This window comes from Sorangium sp. KYC3313, assembly GCF_052075895.1.
Taxonomy (GTDB): Bacteria; Myxococcota_A; Polyangia; order Polyangiales; family Polyangiaceae; genus Sorangium; species Sorangium cellulosum_B.
The window spans coordinates 4,855,292-4,881,460 of record NZ_CP197255.1; the positions used below are offsets into that span (position 1 = coordinate 4,855,292).

Sequence of the window (26,169 nt, forward strand, 5' to 3'; positions counted from 1 at the left end):
TCAGAGCTCGATCGGCTCGCTGACGGGGAGCTTCTGCAGGCCGAGGAGGACGCCGATGGCGGCGAAGCTCGCCGCCATCAGGCCGTAGGCCGCGAGCGCCCGGTGCTCGATCAGCCAGCCGGCGCCGATGGGGCCGATGATCTGCGAGATGCTCGCCAGCGACTGGCTCACGCCGAGCGCCGCGCCCTGCTCGTCGCGGCCGACGCTCTTCGTGAGGAGCGTGGTGACGGCCGGCCGCACCACCGCCGCGCCGAACGCCGCGATCCCCACGAGCGTGAGCAGCACGGGCAGGGTGTACGCGACGCCGAGCAGGCCGTAGCCGACCACCATCGTGCCGAAGCCGAGCAGCGCGAGCCGCTCCTCGCCGTACCGCTTCGCCAGCCGGCCGATCAGGCCGCCCTGGATGCTGCCGCCGATGAGCCCGGAGAAGGCGTAGAGGTAGCCCGTCTCCTTGACGCCGAACGCGAAGCGCCGCTCGAGGAAGAGCGCGAGGCCGCCGATGAGCGTCGAGAAGGAGAGGGAGAAGGCGAAGAACTCGAGCAGCCTGCGGCGCGGGAGCGGCCGGTCGAAGTACCGGCGGAAGGCGTCTCCGCGGCGCATCGACGCCGGCCGGGCGGCCCCGGCGGCCGCCCCTTCCTGGGCCGCCGGCAAGGGCGGCTTCGCCGGGAGCAGCGTGGCCGTGAGGAGGACCGACAGGAGCGACAGCGCCGCCGCGCCGTACGCCGGCGCGCCGTAGCCGAAGCGGCTCGCGAGCTCCCCCGTGATGGCCGGGCCGAGCAGGAACCCGGAGCCGAAGGCGATGCCGATCAGGCCGAACGCCTTGGTGCGCTCCTCGGGCCGGGTCACGTCGCTGATGTACGCCTGCGCGATCGTCAGGTTCCCGGCCGTGAGCCCGTCGATGATCCGCCCGAGGAACAGCATCCAGAGCGAGCTCGCCGAGCCGAGCACCAGGAACCCGAGGAACGTGCCGGTCTGGCTCGCGAGCAGCGTCGGCTTGCGGCCCACCCGGTCCGAGATCCGGCCGAGGATCGGCCCGGAGATGAGCTGACAGACGGCGTAGCTCGCCGCGAGCACGCCGACCACGAGCTCGCTGGCGCCGAAGTGCTCGGCGTAGAACGGGAGGAGGGGGAGGACGAGCGTGAGGCCGAGGACGTCGACGAAGACGGTAAGGAAGATCGGCAGGAGCGGCGAGCGGCGCATGGTGGCTTTCGGTGGCGATGGACTGCGGTGACGGCCGCTGGCGACCGGGCCGGCGATGGCCGGGCCTCCGGACGGGCGCCTGGACGGCGTTGTCCTCATGACGCATCTGCGCCGCGGCGGGTACCCTCCAGCGCGCGTCCAGCGCTCTTGCGGGGCACGGGCCTGGCCGCGGGCGGGCCCAGGGACGCCCGCGCCGCGGCTCAGCGCTCCGACGGGGCGGCCGCGCGCGGGTCGGGAGAGCGGAGCGCGAGGGTCATCTGGATGTCATCCAGGATGGCGCCGTCGACCCGGAACGCGTCCTCCCGGGTGCCGATCGGGACGAACCCCATCCCCGCGTAGAGCCGCCTGGCGCGCTCGTTGTTGGCGAAGACGCCGAGGTCGAGGTACTCGAGGCCCGCCTCGTCGCGGGCCCACGCGATCGCGGTCTCGAGCAGGCGCCGGCCGTGGCCCTGCCCGGTGTGGGGGCCGAGGATGCCCATCGCGACGACGGCGCGGTGGCCCTCGGACCAGACGCGGCCGCCGCGGAGCTCGATGTGCCCGATGATGCGCGCCCGCGGCTCGCTCGACCGGAGCAGCCAGGCCCGCCCCCAGAGCGGCTCGTCGAGCCCCTTGCCCCAGCGGTCGCGCGCGCTGTGCTCGACCTCGTCGGGGGCGAGCGACGTCGCGATGGCGAAATGGGGCACGCCGCGCCTGCCGGACTCGGCGATGTGCTCGATGAGGTAGGCCGCGAAGGCCCGCGCGTCCGAGCGGTGGGCCGGGGCGATGGCGTGGAGGGCGGGGGAAGGGATCATGCCGCGGCGCGCGCAGCGCCACGGCGAGCGTAGTGCCGCCCTGGCGCCCGCGCGACCTCCAACGGCGGCAGGGCGGGGCCGGCCAGGCGATCTCGGGCCGGAAGGCCCGGACGTCCGGACGCCGCGCAGGGCGTCACCAACGTGAACGTTCGGATGCAGGAGAACGCGGCGTGAAGCTTGGTTGACGCTGATGAGGGGGAGAGGAGAAGAGCGGAGCGCGGGGCCCCGGCGCGGGGCCCCGGCGTGGGGAGGCGCGGATCAGTCGAGGAAGAGGCCCAGCTGCTCCGGGTCGGCGAGGCCGAACTGGGCCATCATCTTGAGCAGGTAGTCAGGCACCGACTTGTAGCCCTTCAGCTCGTACGCGTGGTGGTTCTTGTAGATGGTGAGCTGGGTGCAGCTCTCGTTGATGTTCTGATCGCACGCCGGCACCTCCTTGAGCGGGCCGACCGCGGGCACGTCCTTGATGGCCGGGTCCGGGATGATGATCGCGGTGCCGTCCGGGTGGTACGTGATCATCGCGCGACCGTACTTGTTGAAGCCGGGGCCGTAGTTGGCGACGTACGCGGGATCCGCGGGGATGCTGTCGGTCGGGTTGCCCGGCTGCGCCTCGTGCCTCGTGTCGAGCTGGTAGCCCTTCGCGGTGAGGGTGTTGGCGTACTCGAGCACGCGGGCCGCGATGCCCTTCTGCACCCACCTGCCGCCCGTGTCCTCGCAGGCCGCCCTGTTCTTGCCGGCCCCGAAGAGGCACTCCATGCCGTACGTGCGGGCGTAGTAGACCTGCCCGGACGTCGGGTCCTGCCACTCGATGCGCTGCTCGAAGCCCGGGTCCGCGTCGCTGCCGAGCCGGTAGACGCGCATCATGTCGAGCCAGTTCGTCTTGCCGTTCGCGGGGATGTTCGCGAGCGTCCACGCGATCAGGAACTTCTGCACCTCCCAGCCGATCTGCGGATCGACCGCGATGGTCCGGTCCACGACGGCCGAGTCGAAGTCGTCGCCTGCGTAGTTCGTGCAGAGGTTCTTCCCGTCGGTCGGGAAGCAGACCTTCGGCCCCTCGTTCGGCCACCAGCTGACCCAGCCCATCGGGCGCGCCGGGAACTCCTTCGCCAGCGGGTCGGGATCCTTGCTCGCCTCGTCGAGCACCGGGAAGCCGTCCGCGCCGGCCTCGAGGCGAGGCGCGAGGAGCGAGCGATCGCCGGTGAGGGCGTTGGCGAGCACGCGGCGGTAGCCCTCGGGCAGCACGTCGGCCATGCCGACCGCGCGGAAGCGGGCGTCGTAGAAGTCGCGGCGGGACTGGCTCACGAACCGGTCCTCCGACTCGGAGAGCAGGATGGCCGTGTGGATCTTGTCGTAGTAGCTGCCCGCGTTGAACGAGTAGTCGGTGTCGAAGTCGCCGTTGGTCTCCGAGTTCCTGTTCTCGAGCGGGTGACCGCCGAACCCGATGTCCTTCAGGTAGCCGGTCGAGCCGTTCGGGATCTGCACCAGCACCGGGGTGTTGACCGTGCCGCCGAAGCCGCGGAAGTCCTCGCCAGCGCCGTAGTCGTCGCCGTCGAGGTTCGAGCGCAGGACGTTCCACTCGGACCACGGATTGCTCCGATCGGCCTCCCAGTTGCGCAGGTAGTGCGGCCCCTCCTCCGGGCGGGCGAGCTGCCTCGTGAAGTGATCGAACGCCACCGTCGCGGCCACGACGTTCTCCTGCAGGCTGCCCTCGACGAGGAGCGGCCACAGCGTGTCGAACGACAGGCCCTGGTTCGTCGCGAGATCCTGGTAGATCGTCCCGTAGAACCCGATGCCGCCGGCGATGCCGAGCATCTTCTCGTTGTAGCGGCTGTAGGACCTGTCCGCCGCGGCGCGGACGCTGAACGTCGTGCGGTTGCGCCGGAAGTTGTCGAAGATGTGCCTGTTCTCCTGGGTGGTGAGCAGGAACATCAGCTGCTCGTACGGGTCGGCGCCGTTGTCGTGACGGAAGACCGAGACGTTGCCGGTGTCGGCCCAGTTGTCGGTCGCGAACCCGTACGGCACGCGGACGCGGCTCTGGGCGTCGACCGCCGGACCGCCGCGGAAGGCGCCGATCGCGGTCTCGCTGTCCTGCGGCTTGCGCAGCTGCTTCCAGCCGACGTAGTCGACCGGCTGCTGGCGGCAGCGCTTCGTCTCCCCGCCGACCGTGACGATGCCGCCGTCGAGGAGCGGGTGCCACTTGCCGTCGAGCTGCTCGTTCCACGTCGCGGGCGGGGTCGCCTCCACGTCGTAGCAGTCGCGGATGACCTCGTACTGCGATTGCAGCTGGGAGTAGTGGAAGTCGTTGACGCTGGGCGCGTTCGTGGCGTTGCCCTTCGCGAACATGCCGTACTTGATGCCGGCCAGCCCGCCGAAGTTGTCCGTCGCGGCGAGGAGCCCGCCGCCGATCCTGCCGCCGGCGAGGTAGTTGCGGTTGCCGTTGTCGTAGACGCTCACGTTGTCGCCGTAGAAGAAGCGCGCCGCGGCGAAGTCGTAGACGCCCAGGCCGACCAGGTCCTGCGAGACGTCGCCCGGGTAGTCCATGACCGTGGAGTGCTGGAACATCCAGATCATGTTCTTCTGCTCTTCGTCCGTGATCGCGTCGAAGTAGCGGGGGCCGACGCACTCCTCCGGGCTCTCGCCCGCCTCACCGGTGCACGCCGCCTTGACCTTCCCGTTCTTCGTCCTGAGCTGCCAGTACTGGGGCCGGAAGAAGAGCGAGGCGTAGCTGCTCACGAAGTTGTGCCGGAGGCCGATGGAGTGCCCCATCTCGTGCGCGATGACCGCGTACTGGTAGCGGCGCTGGATGTACTTGAACATCTTCTCGTAGCGCCCCCGCTTCTCGTCGGCCGTCTCGCCGTCGCCGGCGGGGAACTTCTCGCGGAGCGCCTCCGCGAGGCCCGTCATCGCCGAGGCCTCAGGGGCCTCGTGCAGGATGCAGGCGCCGCGCTCGGCGAGCGCGTTGTCGTGCATGCGGCGGAGCTGCGAGTGCATCTTCGGGTTGTTCATCGCGAACGGCGACGCCGCGTCCGCGAGCGGGCCCTCGATGGGCAGGCCGGCGGGGACGCCCGCCCGCTTCAGCATCGCCGGGTTCAGGAGCTCCGACTCGGCGAGGCTGCCCCGGGCGGCCTTCATGCGGGCGCCCACGACTGCCTGCTGCGGGGACGGGACGTCGCCCCGCACCGCGATGTCGGCGACCTTCGCCTTCATCGGCTCGATGAGCGCCTTGAGCTGGGGGGAGACGCCCTGCGCGACGAGGCCCGCGTACGCCTCGGCGTCGAGCTTCGTGGCGCTCGCGAGCCGCGACGTGACCTCCTGCTTCGTCATCGTGGGCCCCTGGCCGCCGCCGGACACACGGCTCGCCTGCGCCCAGTCGCGGACGTACTTGCCGTCGGTGATCTCGGAGGTCGGGATCTCGCCGTTGATGTAGCGGACGAGGTCGACGAGCTGCTGCGCCGCGGAGTCGGTGACGTGGCTCCAGATGTTGATGCTGGCGGCCACCTTCTCGCCCGTGAGCGGGTCGTCGGCGTCGACCATGATGCCCCAGGGCGACGGGGTCTGCGGCTTCTCGACGATGAGCACGCTGTTGTAGCGGAGGTCGCCGAGCCGCGGGGCGACGCGCTCCTCGAGGGGGACGCTCGTGTCGCCGCAGGCGGGGTGATCGCCCTCCACGATGGGGTTGTGGCAGAGCACGATCACCGAAGGCTGCGTGACGACGCTCCCGATCGCGAGCGTCGCCGGGTCGCCGCCGCGCCGCTGAGAGAGCTGCTCCACGGCCTGCCTGGCCTGGTCGTCGCACGCCGGCGCGTCCCAGCCCTGCTCGCGGCGGCACGCGTTCAGCGCGCGCGAGAGCGCGACGGCCTCGTCGATGTCGTCCTGCTGGCCCTTCCACATCGGGAACTTCGCGTCGCAGTCCTGGCCGCCCGTCTTCCGGCACTCGACGAGGCGCGACGTCTGGATCGCGGTCTTCATCGCGAGATCCCACTCCTCGGTGGCCCACTCGGTCGCCTCGAAGATGTCCTCCGACGTGTTGCCGCCGACGTACCAGGGGATGACGACGGCCTTGCGCTCCGCGTAGGGCAGCGTGCACTTCTGCTTGTACACGTCGCACTGCGAGCCCGCGCCGGCCGCGGCGCACGCGTCCGCGGTGCCGTCCCCGTCCTCGTCGAGGTTCGGATCGGCGGCCTGGGCCGCCTCCTCGGTCGCGCAGGCGATCGCGCCCTCCATCGTCTCGGGGCTCTCGTAGAAGTGGCTGCGCTCCCAGAGGTTGTAGCGGGCCGCGAAGCGCCGCCACTGGTTGTCCACGATCCCGTAGTTGCGCTCGTAGCCGTAGCGGGAATCGGCGGTGAAGTTGCCGAACGCCTGGAACCTCACGCCGTCGACGTCGACCGGCTCGTAGTCTCGGTCGACCACCTTCTTGAACGACTGCCGGATCGTGATCTCGACCGGGTTGCAGTTGCCGTACGGGTCGGTGCCGCCGGCGAAGTCGCCCGGGAGCATGCAGGCCGGGAACTTGTCGATGCCCCAGCCGAGGCTCGAGAGGTCGAGCAGGACAGGCGTGGCGAACGCCTTCGTCGTGACGTCGAAGTAGCCGTTCTCGGCGTCGAACTGCGGAGCGTCGGCGGACGCGGGATCGCTGACGTAATAGGCGAGCGGCTCGTACTCGACACCTCCGTAGAGGCCGACCTGCGACAGGGTGTCGAAGTTGTAGGCGTCGGTGGCCAGGTTGCGCGACCAGTCGACGCGGAAGTACTCGCGCTCGTACCAGAGCCGGTCGCTCGTGTTCTCGACGATGACGTTCGACTCCTCGCCGGTCGACGGGTTGTAGTCGCGCACGATGTCGAAATGCGACTCGATCGCGTAGCTCGCGACGATCTGGCCGTCGTTCGTCGTCTTCTTGGCGAGCCCGTTGTAGTTGTTGCCCTTGCCGTCGGTCCCCTCGATGCGCTCGTAGGCGAGCCGGGCGTTGAGCTGGTGCTCGGTGATCTCCCACTTGATCCGGGAGACGGGCTGGGCGTAGGTCGACGTGAAGAGGCCATCTTGGGCTGCGCCGTACCCGACGTCGACGACCGTACCCCGCATGTAGAACTCGGGGTCATCGACGATGTCTTTCAGGTCCCCTCCGGCGAAGAAGGACTTGGCGAGCGCATCGCTCTGCACCCTTCTGATGGACGGCCGCTCCTCGGCGCAGCCCGCCCCCACGACGGTCAGCGCGACGGTGCCGAGGAGCACCGCGCGCCTAAAAATTCGATTCATCAACGATCCTCCGGAAGCTGCCTGTCGAGATCGACGCACAAGCTGACCCTTCACGGCGCACAGGGCGCAGCGCGAGGTAGTCCCCCTAAGGCAAGAACGTTGCCAACGCTCGCCAACGCTCGAACGCGAGCTCTTTCGATAAGTTAAGCCCCTGTCGCACATGCGCACCAGGGGCGGCGTTAAAGAGTTAACTGTTGCCGGACGAGCTTGCGGCCTGCGCCCGTCTCCGGGGTGACGGCGGCCGGAGCGGCGCTCGGGACGGTCGGTGGCGCGGGCGCGAGGGCGCGCGGCGCGCCGCGCGCCGTCGACCGCGCGCCGCCGGGGGTCGACAAGTCGTCGGCTGTCGAGTTCTTTGGTATGGTCGCCGCGTGCACTCTCCCTCGCATCGGACGCGCGGGTCGCGCGGGCGCGCGGACAGCCATGGGCGCAGCGCTCTCCTGCGCGAGGGGCACGGCCGCCCTGGGGCGGGCGCGCGGTGCGGCCGCCCGGAAGCGGGCGAGCGGGGCAGACGCCGGCAGGTGCCGGGCGCATGAGGCATGAGGCGCTCCTCGGCCGCAAGGTGGCCGGGCGGTTCACGATCACCCGCTTCCTCGGCGAGGGCGGCATGGCCAGCGTCTTCATCGCCGAGCGCGACGCCGAGCCCCGCCGGGTGGCGATCAAGATCATGAACCCGGAGTTCACCGGGGACCGCGCGTTCATCCGGCGCTTCCAGCGCGAGGCGAAGGCCGCGGCACGGGTGAAGCACCCGAACTCCGTCAAGATCTTCGAGTACGGGGTCGAGGGCGCCCTCAGCTACATCGTGATGGAGCTGCTCTCGGGGGACGACCTCTACGTCCTCCTCGAGCGCCACGGCGCGATCGGCCAGGCGCGGGCGGTCCGCATCCTCTCGGAGGTGTGCGAGGCGCTCGCGGTCGCCCACGAGATGGGCGTCGTGCACCGCGATCTGAAGCCCGAGAACGTCATGGTGGTCCCCGATCCCATGCACCCTCACGGCGAGCGGGTGAAGGTGCTCGATTTCGGGATCGCCAAGATCCTCGACACCGGCTCGTCCGGCGAGGAGCCCGAGCTCCACGGCGACCCGCTGTCCGTCGTGACGCGCGCGGGCACGTTCGTCGGCACGCCGGCCTACATGGCTCCGGAGCAGTGCGGGCTGCTGCCGGTGGATCAGCGGGCCGACCTGTACACCTGCGGGGTCCTCTTGTTCCAGCTCGTCACGGGGCGGCTGCCGTTCGAGGGCGAGACGCCGCTCCACACGGCGACGCTCCACATCCATGCGCCGGTGCCGGCGCCGAGCAGCTGCGCGCCCGGGATCCACCCGCGCCTCGAGGCGCTGATCGTGAAGGCGCTCGCCAAGGAGCCGGCGGACAGGTACCAGACGGCGCGCGAGCTCGGGTACACGCTGCACTGCCTGCTGGCCGAGCTGCCCGACACGGCCGTGGGGCTCGGGCCGATCTCGCGCCGGCAGCCGAGCTCGCTGTTCTCGCGGGACGCGTCGCTGCAGCGGGGGCCGATGTCGCTCCCGCCGCTGACGTCGCTGCCGAGCTCGACGTCGGCGCCGATCTCCGGCCAGGCGCCGAGGGCGGAGCTCTCGATCGAGTCGGCCAGGACGCTCGTCTCCGGGGGGGCGGGCGCCGAGGTCGCGCGCACGCCGCCGGTGGTGCTTCACCATGCGCCGCCCCCCTCGGAGCTCCCGCAGACGCTCGATCCGCAGGCGGTCGCGCCGGGGGAGGGCGCCGAGCCGCAGCGCTGGGCCGGGGAGTCGGTGCCGGAGATCTCGCTGCAGCTCCCGTCCTGGTCCCACGGCCCCAGCGAGGCGCTGCTCTCGGGGAACGGCCTGGCCGAGCCGGGCGCGTACGACGACGCGAGCGGGGACGACGACAGCACGCTCACCATGGTCCGTCGCGACGAGCTCCTCGGTCCGGCGAGGGTGCGAGTCCACACGGCGGCCTATGACGAGGGCGACGAGCTCGACATCACGCCTCCTGGCCGCGAGGTGAAGGCGACGCTCCGCTCCGCCGAGGACTTCGGGCTGGGCACGCCCGAGAAGCGGGCCGAGGTCGGCCTGGTGCGCGTCGATTCCGTGCCGGTCCCGGCGACGCCGCAGAGCCCGCTCGACGGGGGGGCGGCGGGGGCGTGGGACAGGAGATCGCCGCGCGCCGCCAACACGCTCCGGCTGGTCTCGTCCCACCCCCCGGCCGAGAGCCAGATGCCCACGGTGACGCCCGGCGAGCTCCAGGCGGCGAGCCCGCAGGGGTTCGGGGCGATGGGGTTCGGCGCGGCGAGCGCGGAGACCGCCGGGGACTCCGCGGCGGTCGTGCGGAGAGCGCCGGCCGCGGCCGACAGCGCCTCGCCGGAGGCCCCGGCGGCGTCGCTGCCGTTCGAGCTCGCCACGACCATCGCAGAGCAGCGCACGGCGCTGGAGCGCCGCGCGACGATGCCCGATCACGTCGTCGTGCCCCCGGCGCCGCCTGCGCCTGCGCAGGCGCGGGAGCCGAGCTGGCTCGCCGGCAAGCGGGGGCTCATCATCGGCTTCGTCGCCGGGATGCTCCTGACGGCGCTGGCGATGTTCCTTGTGATGCGCCTGCTCTCCTGACGTCTCGCACGTCTCGCACGTCTCGCACGTCTCGCACGTCTCGCACGTCTCGCACGCGCCTTCCCGCGCGGCGCGCCCTCTCCGACGCCGCGCGCCGCTTCAGGGGATGTCGTACGTCAGCAGCCGGCACTCGATCGGGCCGTTGAACACGGTGAGCGAGCGCTCCGGCCTCCTGCGCATGGCGCGCTCGATGTCCTCGGTGCCGGCGAGGATGGCGACGCGGTGGCCCGCGAGCCGCGACAGCGCCGCCGCCATGTCGCGGTAGAGGGCCAGCGTCCCGGGCAGGCGCTCGCCGTACGGCGGGTTGGTCAGGACGTGGCCCGGCGGCGCGGTCGGGGCGAGCGCGGTGATGGACTGACAGCGGACCTCGATCTGCACGCCGGCCATCCGGGCGTTGCCGCGGGTGATCTCGGCGGCGCGGGGGTCGATGTCGGCGGCGACGATCGCGGGGCCATCCGGCCGGATCCGCGCGCGGGCGGCGTCGCGGAGCTCGGTCGTGCGCCGCGCGGCGGCCTGATCGTGGCACGCCCACCGCTCGAAGCCGAAGCGCTGCGCGCGCAGGCCCGGGGCGATGTCCCGCGCCCAGAGCGCGGCCTCGAGGGCGATGGTGCCGGCGCCGCACATCGGGTCGACGAACGGGCGGGCGCGGTCCCAGCCGGAGAGGCGGAGCAGCGCGGCGGCGAGCGTCTCCTTGAGCGGCGCGCCGCCGATGTGCGTGCGGTACCCGCGGCGGTGGAGCGCGGCGCCGCCGAGGTCGGCGTAGAGCGTCGCGCGGTCGTGGACGAGGTGGAGGAAGAGGGCGAGATCCGGGTCGTCGAGATCGACCGACGGGCGGGCGCCGACGCGGCGCCGGATCTGGTCGACGATGGCGTCCTTGGTCCGCTGCGCGATGAACTGGGTGTGGGTCAGCGCGCTCGAACGGCAGGAGGCGCGGACGGCGAGCGTGTGGACCGGGCTCAGGTAAGGGGCCCAGTCGACGCGCGAGACGCCCTCGTAGAGCGCGTCCCCGCTGGGCGCGTCGAACGAGGCGAGCTCGACGAGCACGCGCACGGCGGTGCGGAGCTCGATGCACGCGCGGAAGCCCTCGTCCGGCGGGCCGGAGAAGTGGACGCCGCCGCGATCCGCGCGGACGCCGCGGAACCGGTGCTCGCGGAGCTCGTCGCGGAGGGCGGGCTCGGTTCCTTTGGCGGCGGTCGCGAAGAAGTCCATGGCGACGGGGCTTCTAGCCGAACCGCCGCGCGGCGGCCCTCCTGAACGCGGCCTCTGGCCGCGCGGCCGCTCCCGGGGCGGAGCGCGTGGCACTGGATTCGCACGGCGTTCGCTGAGCTCTGGAGTGTGTGGACCGGGCGCAGGGACGCCGGCGCTCGGCAGGTGGGGTGAGCGGGCCCGGCGATCGACGGGCCGAGGCTGCTCGGGGCAGGACGCCTGGCCCGAGGCCGCGGCGAGCGGGCAGGGCGAGGGAGCCAGGGCGTCGCGCGGCGGAGGCGCCGGCACGGCGATCCGCCAGGGAGGGAGGCCAATGGAGCATCGGATGGCGGCTTTGCGTGGCATCAACATCGCGCTCGGGATCTGGCTCTTGATCTCCGCGTTCCTCTGGCGCCACGGCCGGGACGAGTTCACCAACACCTGGGTGGTGGGCGCGCTGTGCGTCGTCTTCGCCCTGATCGCGCTCTGGGCGCCGAGGGCGCGTTACGCCACCGCGATCCTGGCGGTGTGGCTCTTCGTCAGCGCCTGGACGATACCGGCGCTGCTGATGGCGACGGTGTGGAACAACGCGCTCGTCGCCGTCGGCATCCTCGTCGTGTCGCTCCTCGCGACCGACGTCGCGGTGCGGGGCTCGCGGGCCGCGCGGCGCGTGTAGGCGCCGAGCGGCCGCGCCGCGCGGGGAGCGCCGCCGCGGCCGGAGCGCCGGCCCGGGGGCGCCTGCGGCGCGCCCCCGGCCGCGCGCTCCCGGCCGCGCGCCGGCGCGCGGCGTGTTCGCCTCGTGGCGTCGATCGTGTATAGCGGCGTCGCGAGCGCCGCGCACGAGCCGGCGAGAGGATGTCCCATGAAGCTCAGCGTCAACGTGAACAAGATCGCGCTCCTGCGGAACTCGCGGGGACACGATGCCCCGAATGTCCTCTCGTTCGCCCGGAAGATCGTGGACTACGGAGCCCACGGCATCACCATCCATCCGAGGGCGGACCGGCGGCACATCACGCCGGACGACGCGCGGGCGGTGACTCGCCACATCACCACGGTGGAGACGAACTTCGAGGGCGATCTCCGCGAGGAGTTCCTGGACCTCACGCTCGATCTCAGGCCGACGCAGTGCACGCTGGTCCCGGTCTCGCCGGGCGAGCTCACCTCGCACCGCGGCTGGGACGTCGCGAAATGGCGCTTCGTCCTCCAGCCTGTGGTGAAGCGGCTCAAGGACGAGGGGATCCGGACTAGCCTCTTCGTCGAGGCCGACCCGGCGGTGGTGCCCGTGGTCGCGGAGATCGGGGCCGATCGCATCGAGATCTACACGGGGCCTTACGCCCAGGCGTTCGATCGCGGCGATCACCGCGCAGAGCTCGACAAGATCGTCGCGACCGTGAGGGCCGCCGTGGCGGCCGGGGTCGGGATCAACGCGGGGCACGATCTCACCGTGGAGAACCTAGCGCCGCTCGTCCGCGAGGCGCCGCAGATTCAAGAGGCGTCGATCGGTCACCACCTCGTGGCGCATGCGCTCGAGGTCGGGATGAAGCAGTCCGTGCGCGACTACCTCGCGGCCGTCGAGGGGCGCGCCGCGCCGGCGCCGTAGCGGGTCGGGGGGGCCGGCCGAGCGCGCCGGCCAGCGCTGCGCCGGCCGGGGCCGCCCCGCCGCGATCGCGAAGCCGGCGGCGCCAGCCCTGGTCAGCTCCGGTGTTTGCTCGGCGGAGCGACCGTGACGTCATCCACCGGCGCGGCCGCGGACGGGCGGGACGCGGGGCTACGCACCGGCAGCTCCACGATGAACTCCGCGTGGCGCCCCTTCCCGGTGCTCCCGAGCCGGATCGCGCCTCCATGGCCGTGACGCACGATCTCATAGCAGATGGAGAGCCCTAGCCCGGTGCCCTGCCCGTTGGGCTTGGTCGTGAAGAATGGGTCGAAGATCCTCTCACGGATGAGCTCCGGTACCCCGGTGCCGTTGTCCCAGATCCGGATCTCGGCGATCGACCCGACCCGGCGCGTCGACACCCGGATGCGAGGTGGCTCCGCCGCGGCGCCGCTCTCCGCCCGCACCCGCTCACCCACGGAGTAAAGCGCGTTGTTGACCAGGTTGATGATCACGCGAGCGAGCTCCTGATCCATCACCTCGACCGGCGGGAGCGAAGCGTCGAACTCCTTCTCGACCACCACGTCCAGGGCGGGCGCCGCGGCGAGCTTGCCGACCATCGCGAGCTCGACCGCCTTCTCGACGAGCGCGTTCAAATTCACCGGCTCCCGGACGCCCGACAGGACACGGGAGTGCAGCAGCATGTTGTTCACGATGGCGTTCGCGCGCTTGCCGTGCTCCGCGATCTTGTTCGCGTTGACCCTCAGCATGGGGAGCACCTCCCTGATCTTCGCCATGACCTCGCCGGTGTGCAGGTCGTCGAGATGGGGCTCGGTCGAGAGGCTGACGAGCTCATCCGCGAATCGAACGGACAGCTCAGCGAAGTTGTTGACGAAATTGAGCGGGTTCTTGAGCTCGTGAGCGACCCCCGCGGTGAGGTTGCCGAGCGACGCCATCTTCTCCGCCTGGATCAGCTGCTGCTGGGTCTGCTGGAGGTGCTCCAGCGTCGACGCCAGCGCGATGTTCTTGCGCTTGAGCTCCTCGGTCCGCTCGTCGACCTTCCGCTCGAGATCGTTGTAGAGCCGCGCGTTCTCGATCGAGATCGCGACCTGCGACGAGAGCAGGCGGAGCACCTTCAGCCGGTCCGAGGTGAACGTGTCGGTGATGAGGTTGTTCTCGAGATACAGCACACCGACGAGCTGTCCCTGATGAACGAGCGGGGCACAGAGCACCGACCTCGGCTGGCAGCGCACGACGTAGGGGTCGCTGACCAGCCGCTCATCCCGCGCCGCGTCGCGCAGCACGACGCTCTCCCGCGTCCTGGCGACGTAGTTCACCAGCGCGTGCGGGAGATCCGGGCTCTGGTCCATCGGGATCGACTGAAGCACGGTGACCTCGCCGGACGCGATCGTCCCCTTGGCCTCGATCACGAGCTGGCCGGCTTCCTTGATGAGGAGGACTCCCTTCTCTGCGCCTGCGTTCTCGAGCATGATCTGCATGATCCTGTCCAGGAGCCGACCGAGCATGATCTCGCTGGAGAGCACCTGGGACGCCTTGACGACCGTGGTCAAGTCGAGGTCCTGGGGCGTCGGCGACACCGTCACGGCGGTGCCGCTCTGATGCTTCACCTGCGCGGGAGGCGACCGCATGAGGAGCACGGGATACTGCTCGTCGAGCGCGCGGACCTTGGTGTGCGCGCCCCAGGTGAGATAGCAGCCGCGCGCCTCCTGGAGGTAGGAGCCGGCCAGCTGCGGCTTGCCCCTGTTCAGATGGAACAGCGCCGCGCGCTCGCACGCCAAAGCCACCTCGTGGAGGTACTCGCTCTTCCGCGCGGCGGAGATCGCGTCGTCGTAGAGCCTCGCCGCCTGCCTGGATCGGCCCTCCACGCGCGCCTCCTCGGCCAGCACCAGCGCAACCTTGTGGCGGGCGTTCACCGCGCTGTGCTCGGCCCACTTGTGCAAGATCCGCTTTGCCTTGTCGATCTCGCCGCGCAGGCGGCGCCTGTCCGCGCGGTCCGCGTCCGGAACCAGCGAGAGCGCCGCGAGCGCCCGGTAAAACGCGTGGTGCGGAACGAACGCCGAGCTCGGGTCCAGCATGTCCTTGTAGGCCTCGAGCCGCGACGCGATCTCCACCACCTCGTCATAACGCTCGAACAGGTAGCCGATCTGGAGCGCCAGCAGCAGGTGCTGCGCGCGCTCCATGTCCTCGGTGACGTACGCGTCCGGCTCGAGCGAGTGCTCGTTCGAGCGCAGCGCGGAGGGGTCGGCGTCCTGCAGCTCCCGCGTCCAGCGCAGGGTGATCTGCATGCACTGGACCACCTTCTGGGCGTCGGTCCGTCGTCCGAACTCGAGATACCGGCGGGCCTGCGCGGCCACCTCGGCGATCGGGGTGTCGACCAGAGAGGTCCAGTAGATGCTCAGGCACATGCAGTACGACGCCTGCACCAGGTTGCCGGAGTCGACGGCGCACTGGATCGCCTCCGCGAGCAGATCGAGCGCCTCGCGCAGGTGGGACGAGAACACCTCCAGGAAGCTCGCGATGACGAAGAGCGTTCTGCACGTCACCGATGGATCATTGAACTTGCGCGCCAGGACCAGGGCGAGCTTGCCGTACGCCGCGCCCGTCTTGGGATCGCGGAACGCCGAGCTGTTGAACATGCCGAAGCAGGCGAACGCGAACGAGGAGGCCTCGGTGTTGCCGTAGGTGAGCGACAGCTGCACGAGCTTGAGGATGATGAGCCCGATGAGCTGCTCGCGCTGCAGCAGGTAGGCAGGGAACCAGAGGGAGATGAGCAGGCCCATCGCCGCCCGGATCTCGGGCGTCATGCGGTCCGGCAGCGCGCTGAGCTCGCTGATCTGCCTGCCCCGCAGCTTCCAGCGAACCTGGGCGAGCTCGAGCAGCACCTCACCGATGTGCGGCTTGGACGACAGCCGTATGCCGAGCAGCTGCAGCGCGAGCAAGCCGGTCTCCACGGCCTGCTCGTACCGGCACAGGTGCAGGAGCTGCGTCACACGGGCGGTATGCACGGCGACCCGCTCGTCGTCGGCGCGGGCGTTGCGGAGCAGGAGCGCGAACCGCTCATCGGCGTCCGCGAAGCGGGTCATGAGATAGTCGCACTCGGCCCTCTCGAGGTGCAGCGCGAACGTCAGCTCATGACAGCGGCTCCACCCCTCCGCCCCGACGAGCTCGGTGCCAGCGGCGAGGTAGCGCAGCGCCGGTTCGTAGGCGGCCGACGCCTTTGCCTTGCGACCGGCGGTGAGATCGAGCCGCGCGATCTCCTGGCGCTCCGTCGCGTCGCGCACCACCTCGGCGCCTGCGTTCAGGTGATTGACCACCTCGAAGAGCCGCTCCGCGAGGCGCTCGGCCGGGAGGCGCTGCCGGAGGAGGCGGCCGATGTCGAGGTGGGTCTTCTTCCGGTCCTGGTCGGGGATGAGCGAATAGGCTGCCTGCTGCACGCGGTCGTGCAGGAACTCGTACGGGACGGCGAGCTCCTCCAGCGACGCATCGAAGGGATCTCCCGGCTCGGCGCCGAGGAGCAGCTTGTACGACTGATCCGTGGGCAGGATGAGGCCCGCTTGCACGGCCTCCCACAGGGCGTCGGCCGTCTCCCGCGGAGAGCGCTCGTACACGATGGACAGGATGTTCGAGTCGAAGCGGCTCCCGACGCAGGCCGCCAGCTTCACCGCGCTCTGCGCCGCGAGCGGGAGCTTCTGCAGCTTGCCGACCAGGAGGTCGACCACGTTGTCCGTGACCCCGACGGACCTGAGCTGATCCATGTCCCAGCGCCACGCGCCCACGCCGCGCTCGTCCGAGAGCGCCGGGTCGAACACGAGCAGCCGCTCTTGATGGAGCGTCTTCAAGAACTCCATGACGAAGAACGGATTGCCGTGGGTCTTGCTGGCCAGGAGCGACGCGAGCGGCCCCGCGCGCTCTGCCGTGCACGAGAGCACGTCGACGAGCCACCCCGTGAGATCGTCCTGGGAGAGCGGCGCCAGCGCGAGGTGGGTGACCCTCGTCGCCTCCACCTGGAGGCGCTCGAACGCGCGGCCCAGCGGGTGGCCGTCCGTGACCTCGTTGTCCCGGTACGCGCCGATCAGCAGCAGGTAGCCGCTGGCCGGGTTTTCGCTCAGGTACCGGAGCAGATCCAGGGACGCAGCGTCGGCCCACTGCAGGTCGTCGAGGAAGAGCACGAGGAGGTGCTCCTTCTGGGCGAAGGCCTGAATGAAGCTCTGGAAGACCTGACGAAACCGGTTCTGAGACTCCGCTGGGCCGAGCTGGGGCACGGCCGGCTGCTGGCCGAGGACCAGCTCGAGCTCCGGGATCACATCGACGATGATCTGGCCGTTGGGGCCCAGCGCGCGTCCGAGCCGCGCCCTCCAGACAGAGAGCCGCGCCTCGTCCTCGGTGAGCAGCTGGCGGATGCTCTGCTGGAACGCCTCGATGAGGGAGCTGTAAGGGAGACCCCGGTTGAACTGATCGAACTTGCCGGAGAGGAAGCTGCCGGTCTGGCCGACGACGAGCCTGTGGAGCTCGTTGACCAGCGTCGATTTGCCGACGCCGGAATAGCCATGGACGAGCACGATCTCGGTGGCCCCTCGGGCGACGCGCTCGAAGGCGCCCGTGAGGGCGGCGACCTCCGCGTCGCGCCCGTAGAGCTTCTGCGGGAACTGCAGCCTCTCCGAGCGATCCTGCCTGCCTGTCGGAAACGGCGCTATCTCGCCGGCGGAGCTCCACGCGGCGAGGCAGGTCTCGAGGTCGATGCGCAGCCCGCGCGCGCTCTGGTAACGGTCCTCGGCCGCCTTGGCCAGCAAGCGCATGACGACGCTCGACAGCGGGGCAGGCACTCCCGGCCGCACCTCCTCCGGCAGCGCCGGCCGCCGGGCGATGTGACAGTGCACGAGCTCGAGCAGATCGGTGGCCAGGAACGGCGGCCGGCCGGTGAGCATCTGGTACAGCGTCGCCCCGAGCGAGTAGAAATCCGTGCGATGGTCCAGGGCCCGGTTCATCCGGCCGGTCTGCTCGGGTGACATGTAGGCCAGGGACCCCTCGATCCGGGCGACGCTCTCGATCGTCTGGCTCTCGCGAGGCAGCCGGGAAGCGATGCTGAAATCCGTGAGCTTGGCGCGGCCGGTCTCCCGGTCGAACAGGATGCTCCCCGGATGGATGTTCTTGTGGGTGATCTCCCGTTCATTCAAGGCTTCGAGCGCTCGGCAGAGCTGGATCGCGACGTGGAGGAGCAGCTCGATGTCCAGCCCTTCGGCAGGGATGACGGAGTGCAGCGGTTCACCCGCGAAATCCTCGAAGACGAGCGCCGGCGCGCCCTGGTGCTTCTCCAGCCGCTGTACCTTCAGGATGTACGGGCTGTCGAGCATCTGGGCGAGCTGGTGCTCGTGCTTGATGCGCGTGATGTCGAGCAGGGTCGGGTAAGCGACGTGGAGCGCCTTGATCAGCGCCGGCTGCCCGTCGGCGGATCGGATGGCTCGATAGATGGCAGTCCGCGTCTCTTCGACGACGGTCGCGGTCACATCGTAGCCCAGGAGGATCTGCATGAACTCGCCCTTCGCGTGCGGCTACTTCCGTTGCTTCGGCCGAGCGTCGGCCGCGGCCGCGCTCGTCATTCCGTCGGCCGGCCTGCCGCCCGCCGGGGCGGCCTTCGGTCTGGCCTTCTTCTCATAGCTCAGCAAGAAATCACCGCTGCCGCGCTCTCTCCACGTGATGGTATCCTGCGACCTTTCCCTGGCGATCCTCGCGCTGGAGTGGCAGCCCATGCAGCTCGACGTGTGGAATATCCGGGTCGCCTCGGGGCGCAGAGCGCGGTTCACCTTGGCAGCGACCGTGTTGCCCTTCTGCATGTATGTCTCCAGGACAGTGTTCACGAGGTAAGGTCGGTACGGCCGGCCGCCGGACTCGTTCACGACGGCATCGGGGAGCTTGTCCGACGGCGACGGCTCGCTCACGCCGTCCGTCGGCCACTGCGTGCCGACGAGCTCGTAGAACTGCAGGGCAGAGCGGTTCTTCTTGAGCTGCGCCTGGACCTCGCTGTTCAGGGCGGCCGTGTCCTCCCGGATCGGCTGCTGCCGGTGCACCTGCGTGCGGGGGACCCACGGACCCTTCGAGGGCGGCCAGGCGCGCTCATCCGGCGGCTCGTTGACGGGGCACAGCGGGCAATCCGGGTTGTTGAACGAGGGCTTGAGCGGCTTGCCATTGTGCGTCTCGAGCGGGTTGACATCGACGTTGTCGATGTGCTCGAACGCAGCCCAGACCCATTGCTTCTTGGCCGAGAGCGTCTTGATCATGACGTTCGCGCCCACGAGACCGAACGTCCGCAGCGACGAGCCTGCGCCCGTGTCGACGTACGCCTTCCGCAGGATGAAGCGCCCCTCGAGGTGACTCTCGCTCTCGTCCAGCAGCTTCCACGCGAGCTTGAGCGCGATCGATGGCGTCTGATCCTCGTTCCGCGGGTTGCCCCAGGGCGCGTCGGGGTTGGTGCAGTCTTCCTCGGGGGTGGCGCAGTTTTCCGCGCTGTAGGCGATCTGTCCATCGATACTGTACAGCTCGTTGTCGTTGAGGTACTTGAACAAACGCTGGCTGTACAGCACCTCGTAATACACCTTGTTGCCGTTCTGGTCCCAGAGGATGAACGAATCGGCCTGTTTGTCGTCCTGCAGCGTGCGGGAGGCATTTGTCGGGAAGCTCGCGTCCGGAGCGCGCCGCTTGGCCTGCTGCTCGGCAGGATTCCACGCGTCGGGTGCGCCGCCGCCCGGCTTGAAGATGTCGTAACTGGTCTTCCAGGTGTCCCACTCATGGGCGCCATCGTCCGCGAGGCGAGGCAGCGCGCGGCCGTCCCTGGTCACCGGCCATGCCATCGCGATGAAGGACTGCCATGCCAGGATGTCGTATAGACGGTTGCCTTCGGCGTATTTCCCCTTCTCTATGGTTCTTTTTTGCAGCTCGGGATCGATGTCTCGGGGGAGGGCCGAGCACAGCTTGTCGGTGAAGCTCGGGAATTTGCTCCACAGCTCCCTCCGGCATGTCTCGTCGTCAACCGGTGAGGACACGCCCGTGTCCTCGGGAGGGGAGGGCGGGGGAGAGGAGTTCTGCCGGTGGGCTGTCGCGGTGCACGACAGGTGTGTCGCGCTCGCCAGGATCATCAATGCCGATCTGTAGATGGAGGACGAAGGGCGTTTCATGGTGCGACGCTCCAGAGTACAGCGTGTGTGTCGGTTCTCAGGCGAGGGAGAAGCAGCGTAAGACACCAAGGTAGGCTTTGGCCGACAGCGCTCGATCCGGGCCGAGGACGATCTTCAGGTCGATCCAGCGGCGCACGCGGGACGGCCATTCGTGCTCCCGGCAGCGCTCGCGCGAGGACCCGGGCCACGCGGTGAGCGCGTCGCGCTGCGAGGGCGTGCAGAGGCCGAGCGACGAGAGGCGCTCGAGCGTCGCGCTCCGGCCCGGGTCGAGCTCCCGGGTCGCGAGATCGAAGAGCTCGATCCCGAGCCGAGGAGCGACGTTGTCTCCGATGGTGACGTCGATCGTGACGCGCTCGTCATCGACGCGCAGCGCTTCCAGCAGCTCCTCCGCCTCACCGGGCTTGCCCGGCCAGCCCACCCCGAGCAGGTAGCCGATGAGCCGGTCGCGCGGCAGCGAGACGTTGAGCTTGAGCGTCACTGGCTGCCTGGCGCTCATGACGGACAGATGAACGACGTGGCCGCCGTCCGGCAACAGGGAGAATCCGCGGAGCAACGCGGCCCGGGTCGCCGCCGGGACAGGCCCATCGAGGAGCACCGAGAGAGCCGCCTCGACGAGCCGGAGCCGGCCGCTCGGGCTGAAGTCGCGCTCTGCCTCCGGGGCCTCCAGGTTCGTGAGGGGCCTCGGATCCAGGCAGAGGAGCACGGACGGCTCGACCGGACCACGACGCGCGGCCGGCTGATCGAACTCGAACCAGAGCAAGGGAACCTGCTCGAACAGGAGGGTGCCGGGCGTGGTCCACGCGGCGAGGAGACGCCCTGGAGGGCCCCGGAGCGGATCGGCGCCTTCCGCCGGCGGAGGGCCGCCGGGGGCGACCGGACCTTCGCGGCGCGAGCGCGGGAGCCGAGACGCGAGGAGCTCTCTCCCTTCCGCCAGAATACAGGCAAGAAAGTCGACCCGCGCAGCGGTCGCCCCCAGATGACATTCGAGGGTCAGGACCGAGGCGGCGTCCAGCAGGGCCGGGGCGCAGCGGCCGAAGGCGCGCCAATCTCGCGGTGACACGAGCGTCGGCGGGACATGAGGCTCGACGAGCTCCAGCGTCTTCTCCATCGACCGAACGATCATGCAGCCACCTCTCGTCCTGCCGGGCCGTGCCCGCGTGATGACCACCGACTGCCGCGGTCCGCCTTCGCGCAGCGCCCGAGGCTACCCGCTCACCAGGCCTTGTACCAGGCGTCGCCGTTGAGCTCGGAAACGGCGAGATCCAGCAGGGCCTCGAGCGAACCGTCGTCGGACGGGCCTCTTGCGATGAGGTTGTCGAGCTTCTTCTTCTGCCGCTCGCTCAGCTTGAACTCGCTCATCAGCGAGTTTCTGGATTCGTTCTTGTGCGCTTCCTCGTCGGGGTGGAAGCGATTGTAGACCTCCGCGGTGTGCACCAGATGATAAAGGAAGGACAGGAGACCCGGCTTGCGCGCCCCGCCGCTCGCCGACGGGGCGGGCGCCTCGCCGCTCGTGTTCTTGAAGAGCCTCTCGTTGACCTCATCCTTCGTGAGGTAGAGGACGTTCGCGACGCAGTCGTCGTCGGGGCGCCCCATGTCGCCGCACTTGTTGAACACCTTCTTCTCGGTGGCGCTCAGGCGAAAGTCTTTCAGCACCTTGTTCTTGTCCGAGTTCACGCTGAGGCCCGTGTACCTCAGGTGATAGAGCAATGACAGGACGCCAGGCGGATACTTCGTTGTCTCTGTGGGCATTGTCGTTATTTCCTCGCGTGCTGGTATTGAAGGGCGCTGCGCGCGTCGCAGCAGGCGCGCGCGGTCCGGTGAGTCGCGTGCTCTGCGAGCTCTCCGGGGCCGTCGCTCGCTGGAAAGCGCCGCCTGCTCCGAGCCGCTCGATCCAGTCGAGAGAGACATCCGGGATGGAACCGAACCGTCTGCGAATGGGAATTGCACGGCGCGTACCAGCCGTGCGTGCATGTCCGCCGCCCAGCCGACGTGCGGGGATGCGGGCGTTTCCATGCCGCGATGTGACGGCGGCCGCGGGCGTTCCGTCGAGCGCGTGCGGCAACGTGTCGACCGACGTGTCGGCCGACGTGTCGGCCGGAGTCCCGGCGCCGTGCCGGCGGACATGCCGGCGCCGTGCGGCGCCCTGCCGGCCGACACGATGTCAGCGCGGCGCCTACGCCGGCCTGGGCTCCAGGGAGATCTGGACCGTCTGCTCCCCCTCGAGCAGCGGCCGCGTCACGTCGCGCCCCGCCACCCTGTAGACGGTCGTCGATTCGGCCCTGGGCCAGATGCTCCGCGCGCCGGCGCTCTCGAACTTGAACTCCTGCCGGGCGGCCCGGCAGACCGCCTCGTCGACGAGGATCTCCCCGGACAGCGCTGCGCGCGCGAGGTGGGAGGCGGCGTTCACGGCCTGCCCGAGCACCGTGTAGCCGAGCCGCGCGCAGGCGTGCGAGCCGACCTCCGCCGCCAGGACGCTGCCGGTCGAGACGCCCGCGCATACCCCGTGAGCGTAAGGCGAATCCTTCCCCGTACGCCGAGCGACCGTCTCGAGCTGCTCGCGTACGGCGATGCACGCCGAGAGCGCCCGGTCGAGGTGCTCCGGCCCGTGGAACACTGCCATGACGGCGTCGCCCACGAATTTGTCCACGATGCCTCCGTGCGCCAGGAGCTCCGGGACGATCACCTCGAAGTTGGCGTTGAGCAGCCGCGTGGCCTCGGCGGGCGGCCTCTCTTGCGCCACGCGGGTGAACCGGAAGACATCGATGAAGGCGATGGTCGCCTCCTGCGCCTCGCTCGCGGCCGCGCCCGCGGGCCCGAGCGCCCGGAGCCGCTCCACCAGGGCCGCGTTCGTGAACTTCCGCAGGATATCGTTCTCCTCGTTCGCCTGGGCTTTCTGTCGCTGCTGCTCCGCGGAGCGGAGGGACTTCTCCAGCGTGGTCTCGAGGTCGACGAAATCGAGCGGCTTGAAGAGGAAGTCGAACGCCCCCCGGTTCATGGCGCGACGGATGTTGGTCATGTCGCCGTACGCGGACACGATCACCGTCCTCGCGAGCGGGTTCACCTCGGGGATGTGCTCGAGCAGGGTGATCCCGTCCATGACCGGCATGTTGATGTCGGCGACGACGACATCGATGTCCGGGTGTCGCCGGAGCTCCTCGAGGGCGTGCTGGCCGTTGTCGGCGAAGATGAGCTCGTAGGCGGAGCTCTTCTTGTTCTGCCGAAAATGCATCTTCAGCAGGAGGTGCATGTCGGGCTCATCATCGACGATGAGGATCTTGGCGGGCTTGCTCCCCGCGTCGCACACAGCGGCGAACGCCGAGATGAGCTCGCGGGACGACTGGAATCTCCGGGTCCTGTCCTTTGCCAGGGCGCGCTCGAAGAATCGATCGAACCCGGGGAGCAGGGCGGCGTCGAACGCCGACGGCGGCGGGAACGGATCCGTGCAGATGCTGATGATGAGTCCTGGCAGGTTTTCTGTCGAGAACGGAAAACGGCCGGTGAGCGCGCGGTACGCGATGACGCCGAGCGACCAGAGGTCGGCCAGGGGGTGGGGAACGGCGCCGCGGACCTGCTCCGGGCTCATGTACGCGGGGGTTCCGATGCGCGAGCCGTTCCAGTCACGCGCATCGAACAGCCGCCACCCCACCCCGAAATCGAGGATCTTCACGGACTCGCCGGACGCACCCCGGGCGAGGAAGATGTTCGCGGGCTTGAGATCACAGTGGACGATGCCTGCCGCGCTCGCCGCCTCGAGGCCCGAGCTGAGCTGCCGGAGCAATGACAGCACGGCCGCCGCCGGGAGCTGGCGCGTGCGGCGGAGCCGGCTCTCGAGGTCTTCCCCCTCGAGCAGCTCCATGACGATATAGGGAGAACCCTCATCGATTCCGTAGTCGTGGACTTGGACGATGTGCTCGTTGCGGAGACGAGCGACAGTCGTCGCCTCCTGCTCGAAGCTGCGCCTTGCGTCGAATGAGACGACGTTCTCGGGCATCATCCGCTTCAGCGCCACCGGCCGGCGGAGCATCTGATCGAAGGCCTCCCAGACGATGCCCATGCCGCCGCGGCCGATCTCACGCAGCAGCGCGTATCTCCCGCCGACCGTTTGGCCCTTCACAAAGGAAAAATACTACGCGCGAGCCCACATCGTGTCAACTGGCGTTACGGTATCCGCGCCCAGGCGACGACAGCGCCAAAGCGGTTCGGTGTGTTCGAATGTGCGTATCGCGCGAGGTCAGGAGGGACCGAACGCTGGCTCCGCTGAGCTTGCAAGTCTTTTCGGTGGGCGCGTATTCTCCCGCCCCATGGTGACCGAGCGAACAGGGCTCACCACGATCGCGAACGCGACGACGCTGCACCCCGAGACCAGCCCCTCACGGCGGGCATGCACACGCCTCGCTCCGTCCCTGTCCGTCCTCTACCATCCTCGTCTTGAGCGCATCGGTGAGCGCGCCGTCCTCGCGGACCTCGCGCTTCGCGATGCGGTCGCGCTGTCGCGAATGGAGCCGTATTTCGGTCCGCCGGGTGCGATCGGCGACGCGCCGCTCGGGGATACCCACCTGAGCCGCAAACCTCTGCGCATCATCGCGCTGCCCGACGACCGGATCCGGCTGGACGCGGCGGAGCGCGGCTCCCACGTCGCCGTGGACGGCGCCCCGCTGGAGGGGAGCCGCGATTTCTCGCTCGACGAGGTGACGCGGGGGGTCGTCATCGAGCTCGCCAGTCGCGTCGTCCTGCTGCTCCACATGGTCGATCCGTCCCCGCGCGCGCCGGGGGAGCGCCTCGGCCTGGTTGGCGATAGCGACCTTCTGGAGCGGACGCGGTGGCATATCCGTCGCGTCGCCGATCTCGGAGCTGCGGTGCTCCTCCGCGGCGAGACGGGCACCGGAAAAGAGCTCGTCGCGAGGGCGATCCACCAGGCCGGCAACCGGCGCAATCAGCCCTTCGTGGCCGTCAACATGGCGGCGATCCCTCCGTTGCTGGCGGCCGCGGAGCTCTTCGGCGCCGAGCGCGGATCGTATACCGGCGCCCTGCGCGACCGTCCCGGTTACTTCGGCTCGGCCGAGGGCGGGACGCTCTTCCTCGACGAGATCGGCGAGGCGCCGCCCGACGTGCAGGCGATGCTCCTCAGGGCTCTCGAGACGGGCGAGATCCAGGCGGTGGGCGCCCAGCAGCCGAAGAAGACGCGCATTCGACTCATCACCGCCACGGACGCCGATCTGGAGGCCAAGGTGGCCGAGGGGGCTTTTCGCGCTCCGCTGCTCCACCGCCTGGCCGGTTACGAGATCGCGCTCCCTCCGCTCCGCGAGCGCCGCGACGATCTCGGGCGCCTGCTCCTTCACTTCCTGCGCGAGGAGCTGGCGGCCTCGGGCGACGCGCACCGGCTCGACGCGCCGCGGCCCGACGGCGCCCCGTGGTTGCCGGCGTCCGTGGTGGCCCGGCTCGCGCGGTACGACTGGCCGGGGAACATCCGTCAGCTCCGGAACGTGGCGCGGCAGCTGGTCGTGGGGAGCCAGGGCGCGGCGCGCCTGGAGGGGGCGCCGGCGCTCGAGCACCTGCTCCAGCGGGCAGCCCCGGAGCAGCGGGGCCACGCCGACGGCGATCGCGCGGCTGCGGCGAGATCGGCGCGGCCGGAGACCGCCGCGGCTGCGCGGGCGAGCTCGGGCTCGGGGAAGGGCGCCGGCTGGCGCAAGCCCTCCGACGTGCGGGAAGAGGAGCTGATCGACGCGCTCCGCCGGAGCCGGTGGGATTTCAAGGCCGCCGCCGAGCAGCTCGGGATCTCGCGGACATCGCTCTATGCGCTCGTGGAGAGCTGCCCGCAGGTCCGCCAGGCGAGCCATCTTGCGCCGGACGAGGTCGCCCGCTGCTACGCGGAGTGCGGTGGACACATCGACGCGATGGTGGAGCGCCTCATGGTCTCCAAGCGGGCGCTTCAGCGCAGGATCCGTGAGTTGCGTCTGGCATAGTCGACGCGGCGCCGGAACGAGAGCGCCGGATCGAGAGGCGGTCTGCGCGCCAAGAGAGACGTGAGAGAGACGTGAGCGGTCGGCCCGCGCATCGATCTCTCGATGTCGCGCGCCGGCGCCGGCGAGTGAGATCTCCCTCTCGGCGCGCCCGCCGGGCGAGCGCGTCTCGGGACGTCATGAGCCCGCTCGGGCGCTTCCCGCGCAGGATAACCAGCATCGCTTCATCTGGCGATATGGAATTTGAGATCGATTTTGATGTGCCCTGTCGCACGGATTGGCAATTGATGATTGCCATCGGTGAATCGAGTCCTGTAGGGTCACCACAGTACGGCTTGCGGTTAAGAGCGCTGGTCAAGACCTCCTGCGCCAGGCAGCCGAGGGCGGGCCCATCGCGTCGCTGCTC

13 protein-coding genes are annotated in these 26,169 nt (G+C 69.9%); 4 read left to right on the top strand and 9 right to left on the bottom strand.

Annotated elements, in window-relative coordinates:
• From ACSRUE_RS19050 to ACSRUE_RS19060, 3 genes are all read right to left on the bottom strand, one after another.
• A complete protein-coding gene (locus tag ACSRUE_RS19050; protein WP_441292218.1) occupies positions 1 to 1,200 on the bottom strand; it encodes an MFS transporter in 1,200 nt (399 codons plus the stop codon).
• 200 nt (positions 1,201 to 1,400) lie between these two features.
• Positions 1,401 to 1,991 carry an N-acetyltransferase family protein gene (locus ACSRUE_RS19055; RefSeq protein ID WP_441292219.1) on the bottom strand — a complete coding sequence of 197 codons (591 nt, stop codon included), beginning with the start codon at positions 1,989 to 1,991 and terminating at the stop codon, positions 1,401 to 1,403.
• A gap of 258 nt (positions 1,992 to 2,249) precedes the next feature.
• A complete protein-coding gene (locus ACSRUE_RS19060) occupies positions 2,250 to 7,241 on the bottom strand; it encodes a zinc-dependent metalloprotease (protein ID WP_441292220.1) in 4,992 nt (1,663 codons plus the stop codon).
• 529 nt (positions 7,242 to 7,770) lie between these two features.
• Between ACSRUE_RS19060 and ACSRUE_RS19065 the strand changes: the two genes are divergently transcribed.
• Positions 7,771 to 9,834, top strand: a complete 2,064-nt coding sequence (locus ACSRUE_RS19065) for a protein kinase domain-containing protein (protein ID WP_441292221.1) — start codon at positions 7,771 to 7,773, stop codon at positions 9,832 to 9,834.
• 99 nt (positions 9,835 to 9,933) lie between these two features.
• Here ACSRUE_RS19065 and ACSRUE_RS19070 read toward each other — a convergent pair whose 3' ends face one another.
• On the bottom strand, positions 9,934 to 11,043 hold the full coding sequence (locus tag ACSRUE_RS19070; protein ID WP_437765623.1) for a THUMP domain-containing class I SAM-dependent RNA methyltransferase: 1,110 nt from the start codon (positions 11,041 to 11,043) through the stop codon (positions 9,934 to 9,936).
• Between the two features lie 322 nt (positions 11,044 to 11,365).
• Between ACSRUE_RS19070 and ACSRUE_RS19075 the strand changes: the two genes are divergently transcribed.
• Positions 11,366 to 11,695 (top strand): SPW repeat domain-containing protein, encoded by a 330-nt coding sequence (locus ACSRUE_RS19075; protein ID WP_437293756.1) that lies wholly within the window; start codon positions 11,366 to 11,368, stop codon positions 11,693 to 11,695.
• A 186-nt stretch (positions 11,696 to 11,881) separates the two neighbouring features.
• Entirely contained in the window at positions 11,882 to 12,619 is a 738-nt protein-coding gene (locus tag ACSRUE_RS19080) for a pyridoxine 5'-phosphate synthase (RefSeq protein WP_441292222.1), read from the top strand.
• A gap of 92 nt (positions 12,620 to 12,711) precedes the next feature.
• Here ACSRUE_RS19080 and ACSRUE_RS19085 read toward each other — a convergent pair whose 3' ends face one another.
• The 5 genes from ACSRUE_RS19085 to ACSRUE_RS19105 all read right to left on the bottom strand — a co-directional run bounded on the left by ACSRUE_RS19085 (position 12,712) and on the right by ACSRUE_RS19105 (position 23,917).
• Positions 12,712 to 18,162, bottom strand: a complete 5,451-nt coding sequence (locus tag ACSRUE_RS19085; RefSeq protein ID WP_441292223.1) for an AAA family ATPase — start codon at positions 18,160 to 18,162, stop codon at positions 12,712 to 12,714.
• 21 nt (positions 18,163 to 18,183) lie between these two features.
• Positions 18,184 to 19,671: a hypothetical protein gene (locus ACSRUE_RS19090; RefSeq protein ID WP_441292224.1), complete on the bottom strand. Its 1,488-nt coding sequence runs from the start codon at positions 19,669 to 19,671 to the stop codon at positions 18,184 to 18,186.
• A 169-nt stretch (positions 19,672 to 19,840) separates the two neighbouring features.
• Positions 19,841 to 20,926 carry a hypothetical protein gene (locus ACSRUE_RS19095; RefSeq protein ID WP_441292225.1) on the bottom strand — a complete coding sequence of 362 codons (1,086 nt, stop codon included), beginning with the start codon at positions 20,924 to 20,926 and terminating at the stop codon, positions 19,841 to 19,843.
• 89 nt (positions 20,927 to 21,015) lie between these two features.
• Positions 21,016 to 21,552: a hypothetical protein gene (locus tag ACSRUE_RS19100; RefSeq protein ID WP_441292226.1), complete on the bottom strand. Its 537-nt coding sequence runs from the start codon at positions 21,550 to 21,552 to the stop codon at positions 21,016 to 21,018.
• Positions 21,553 to 21,976: 424 nt separating this feature from the next.
• Positions 21,977 to 23,917 carry a protein kinase domain-containing protein gene (locus ACSRUE_RS19105; protein WP_441292227.1) on the bottom strand — a complete coding sequence of 647 codons (1,941 nt, stop codon included), beginning with the start codon at positions 23,915 to 23,917 and terminating at the stop codon, positions 21,977 to 21,979.
• A 187-nt stretch (positions 23,918 to 24,104) separates the two neighbouring features.
• Between ACSRUE_RS19105 and ACSRUE_RS19110 the strand changes: the two genes are divergently transcribed.
• Complete coding sequence (locus tag ACSRUE_RS19110; RefSeq protein ID WP_441292228.1) at positions 24,105 to 25,766, top strand: sigma 54-interacting transcriptional regulator; 1,662 nt, start codon at positions 24,105 to 24,107, stop codon at positions 25,764 to 25,766.
• Positions 25,767 to 26,169: the final 403 nt, after the last annotated feature.

Bases quoted from the DNA above. Each gene is read 5' to 3' on its own strand.
- ACSRUE_RS19095 (WP_441292225.1), bottom strand. From the start codon at position 20,926: ATGATCGTTCGGTCGATGGAGAAGACGCTGGAGCTCGTCGAGCCTCAT.
- ACSRUE_RS19100 (WP_441292226.1), bottom strand. From the start codon at position 21,552: ATGCCCACAGAGACAACGAAGTATCCGCCTGGCGTCCTGTCATTGCTC.
- ACSRUE_RS19075 (WP_437293756.1), top strand. From the start codon at position 11,366: ATGGCGGCTTTGCGTGGCATCAACATCGCGCTCGGGATCTGGCTCTTG.
- ACSRUE_RS19070 (WP_437765623.1), bottom strand. From the start codon at position 11,043: ATGGACTTCTTCGCGACCGCCGCCAAAGGAACCGAGCCCGCCCTCCGC.
- ACSRUE_RS19055 (WP_441292219.1), bottom strand. From the start codon at position 1,991: ATGATCCCTTCCCCCGCCCTCCACGCCATCGCCCCGGCCCACCGCTCG.
- ACSRUE_RS19060 (WP_441292220.1), bottom strand. From the start codon at position 7,241: ATGAATCGAATTTTTAGGCGCGCGGTGCTCCTCGGCACCGTCGCGCTG.
- ACSRUE_RS19080 (WP_441292222.1), top strand. From the start codon at position 11,882: ATGAAGCTCAGCGTCAACGTGAACAAGATCGCGCTCCTGCGGAACTCG.
- ACSRUE_RS19085 (WP_441292223.1), bottom strand. From the start codon at position 18,162: ATGCAGATCCTCCTGGGCTACGATGTGACCGCGACCGTCGTCGAAGAG.
- ACSRUE_RS19050 (WP_441292218.1), bottom strand. From the start codon at position 1,200: ATGCGCCGCTCGCCGCTCCTGCCGATCTTCCTTACCGTCTTCGTCGAC.
- ACSRUE_RS19110 (WP_441292228.1), top strand. From the start codon at position 24,105: ATGGTGACCGAGCGAACAGGGCTCACCACGATCGCGAACGCGACGACG.
- ACSRUE_RS19065 (WP_441292221.1), top strand. From the start codon at position 7,771: ATGAGGCATGAGGCGCTCCTCGGCCGCAAGGTGGCCGGGCGGTTCACG.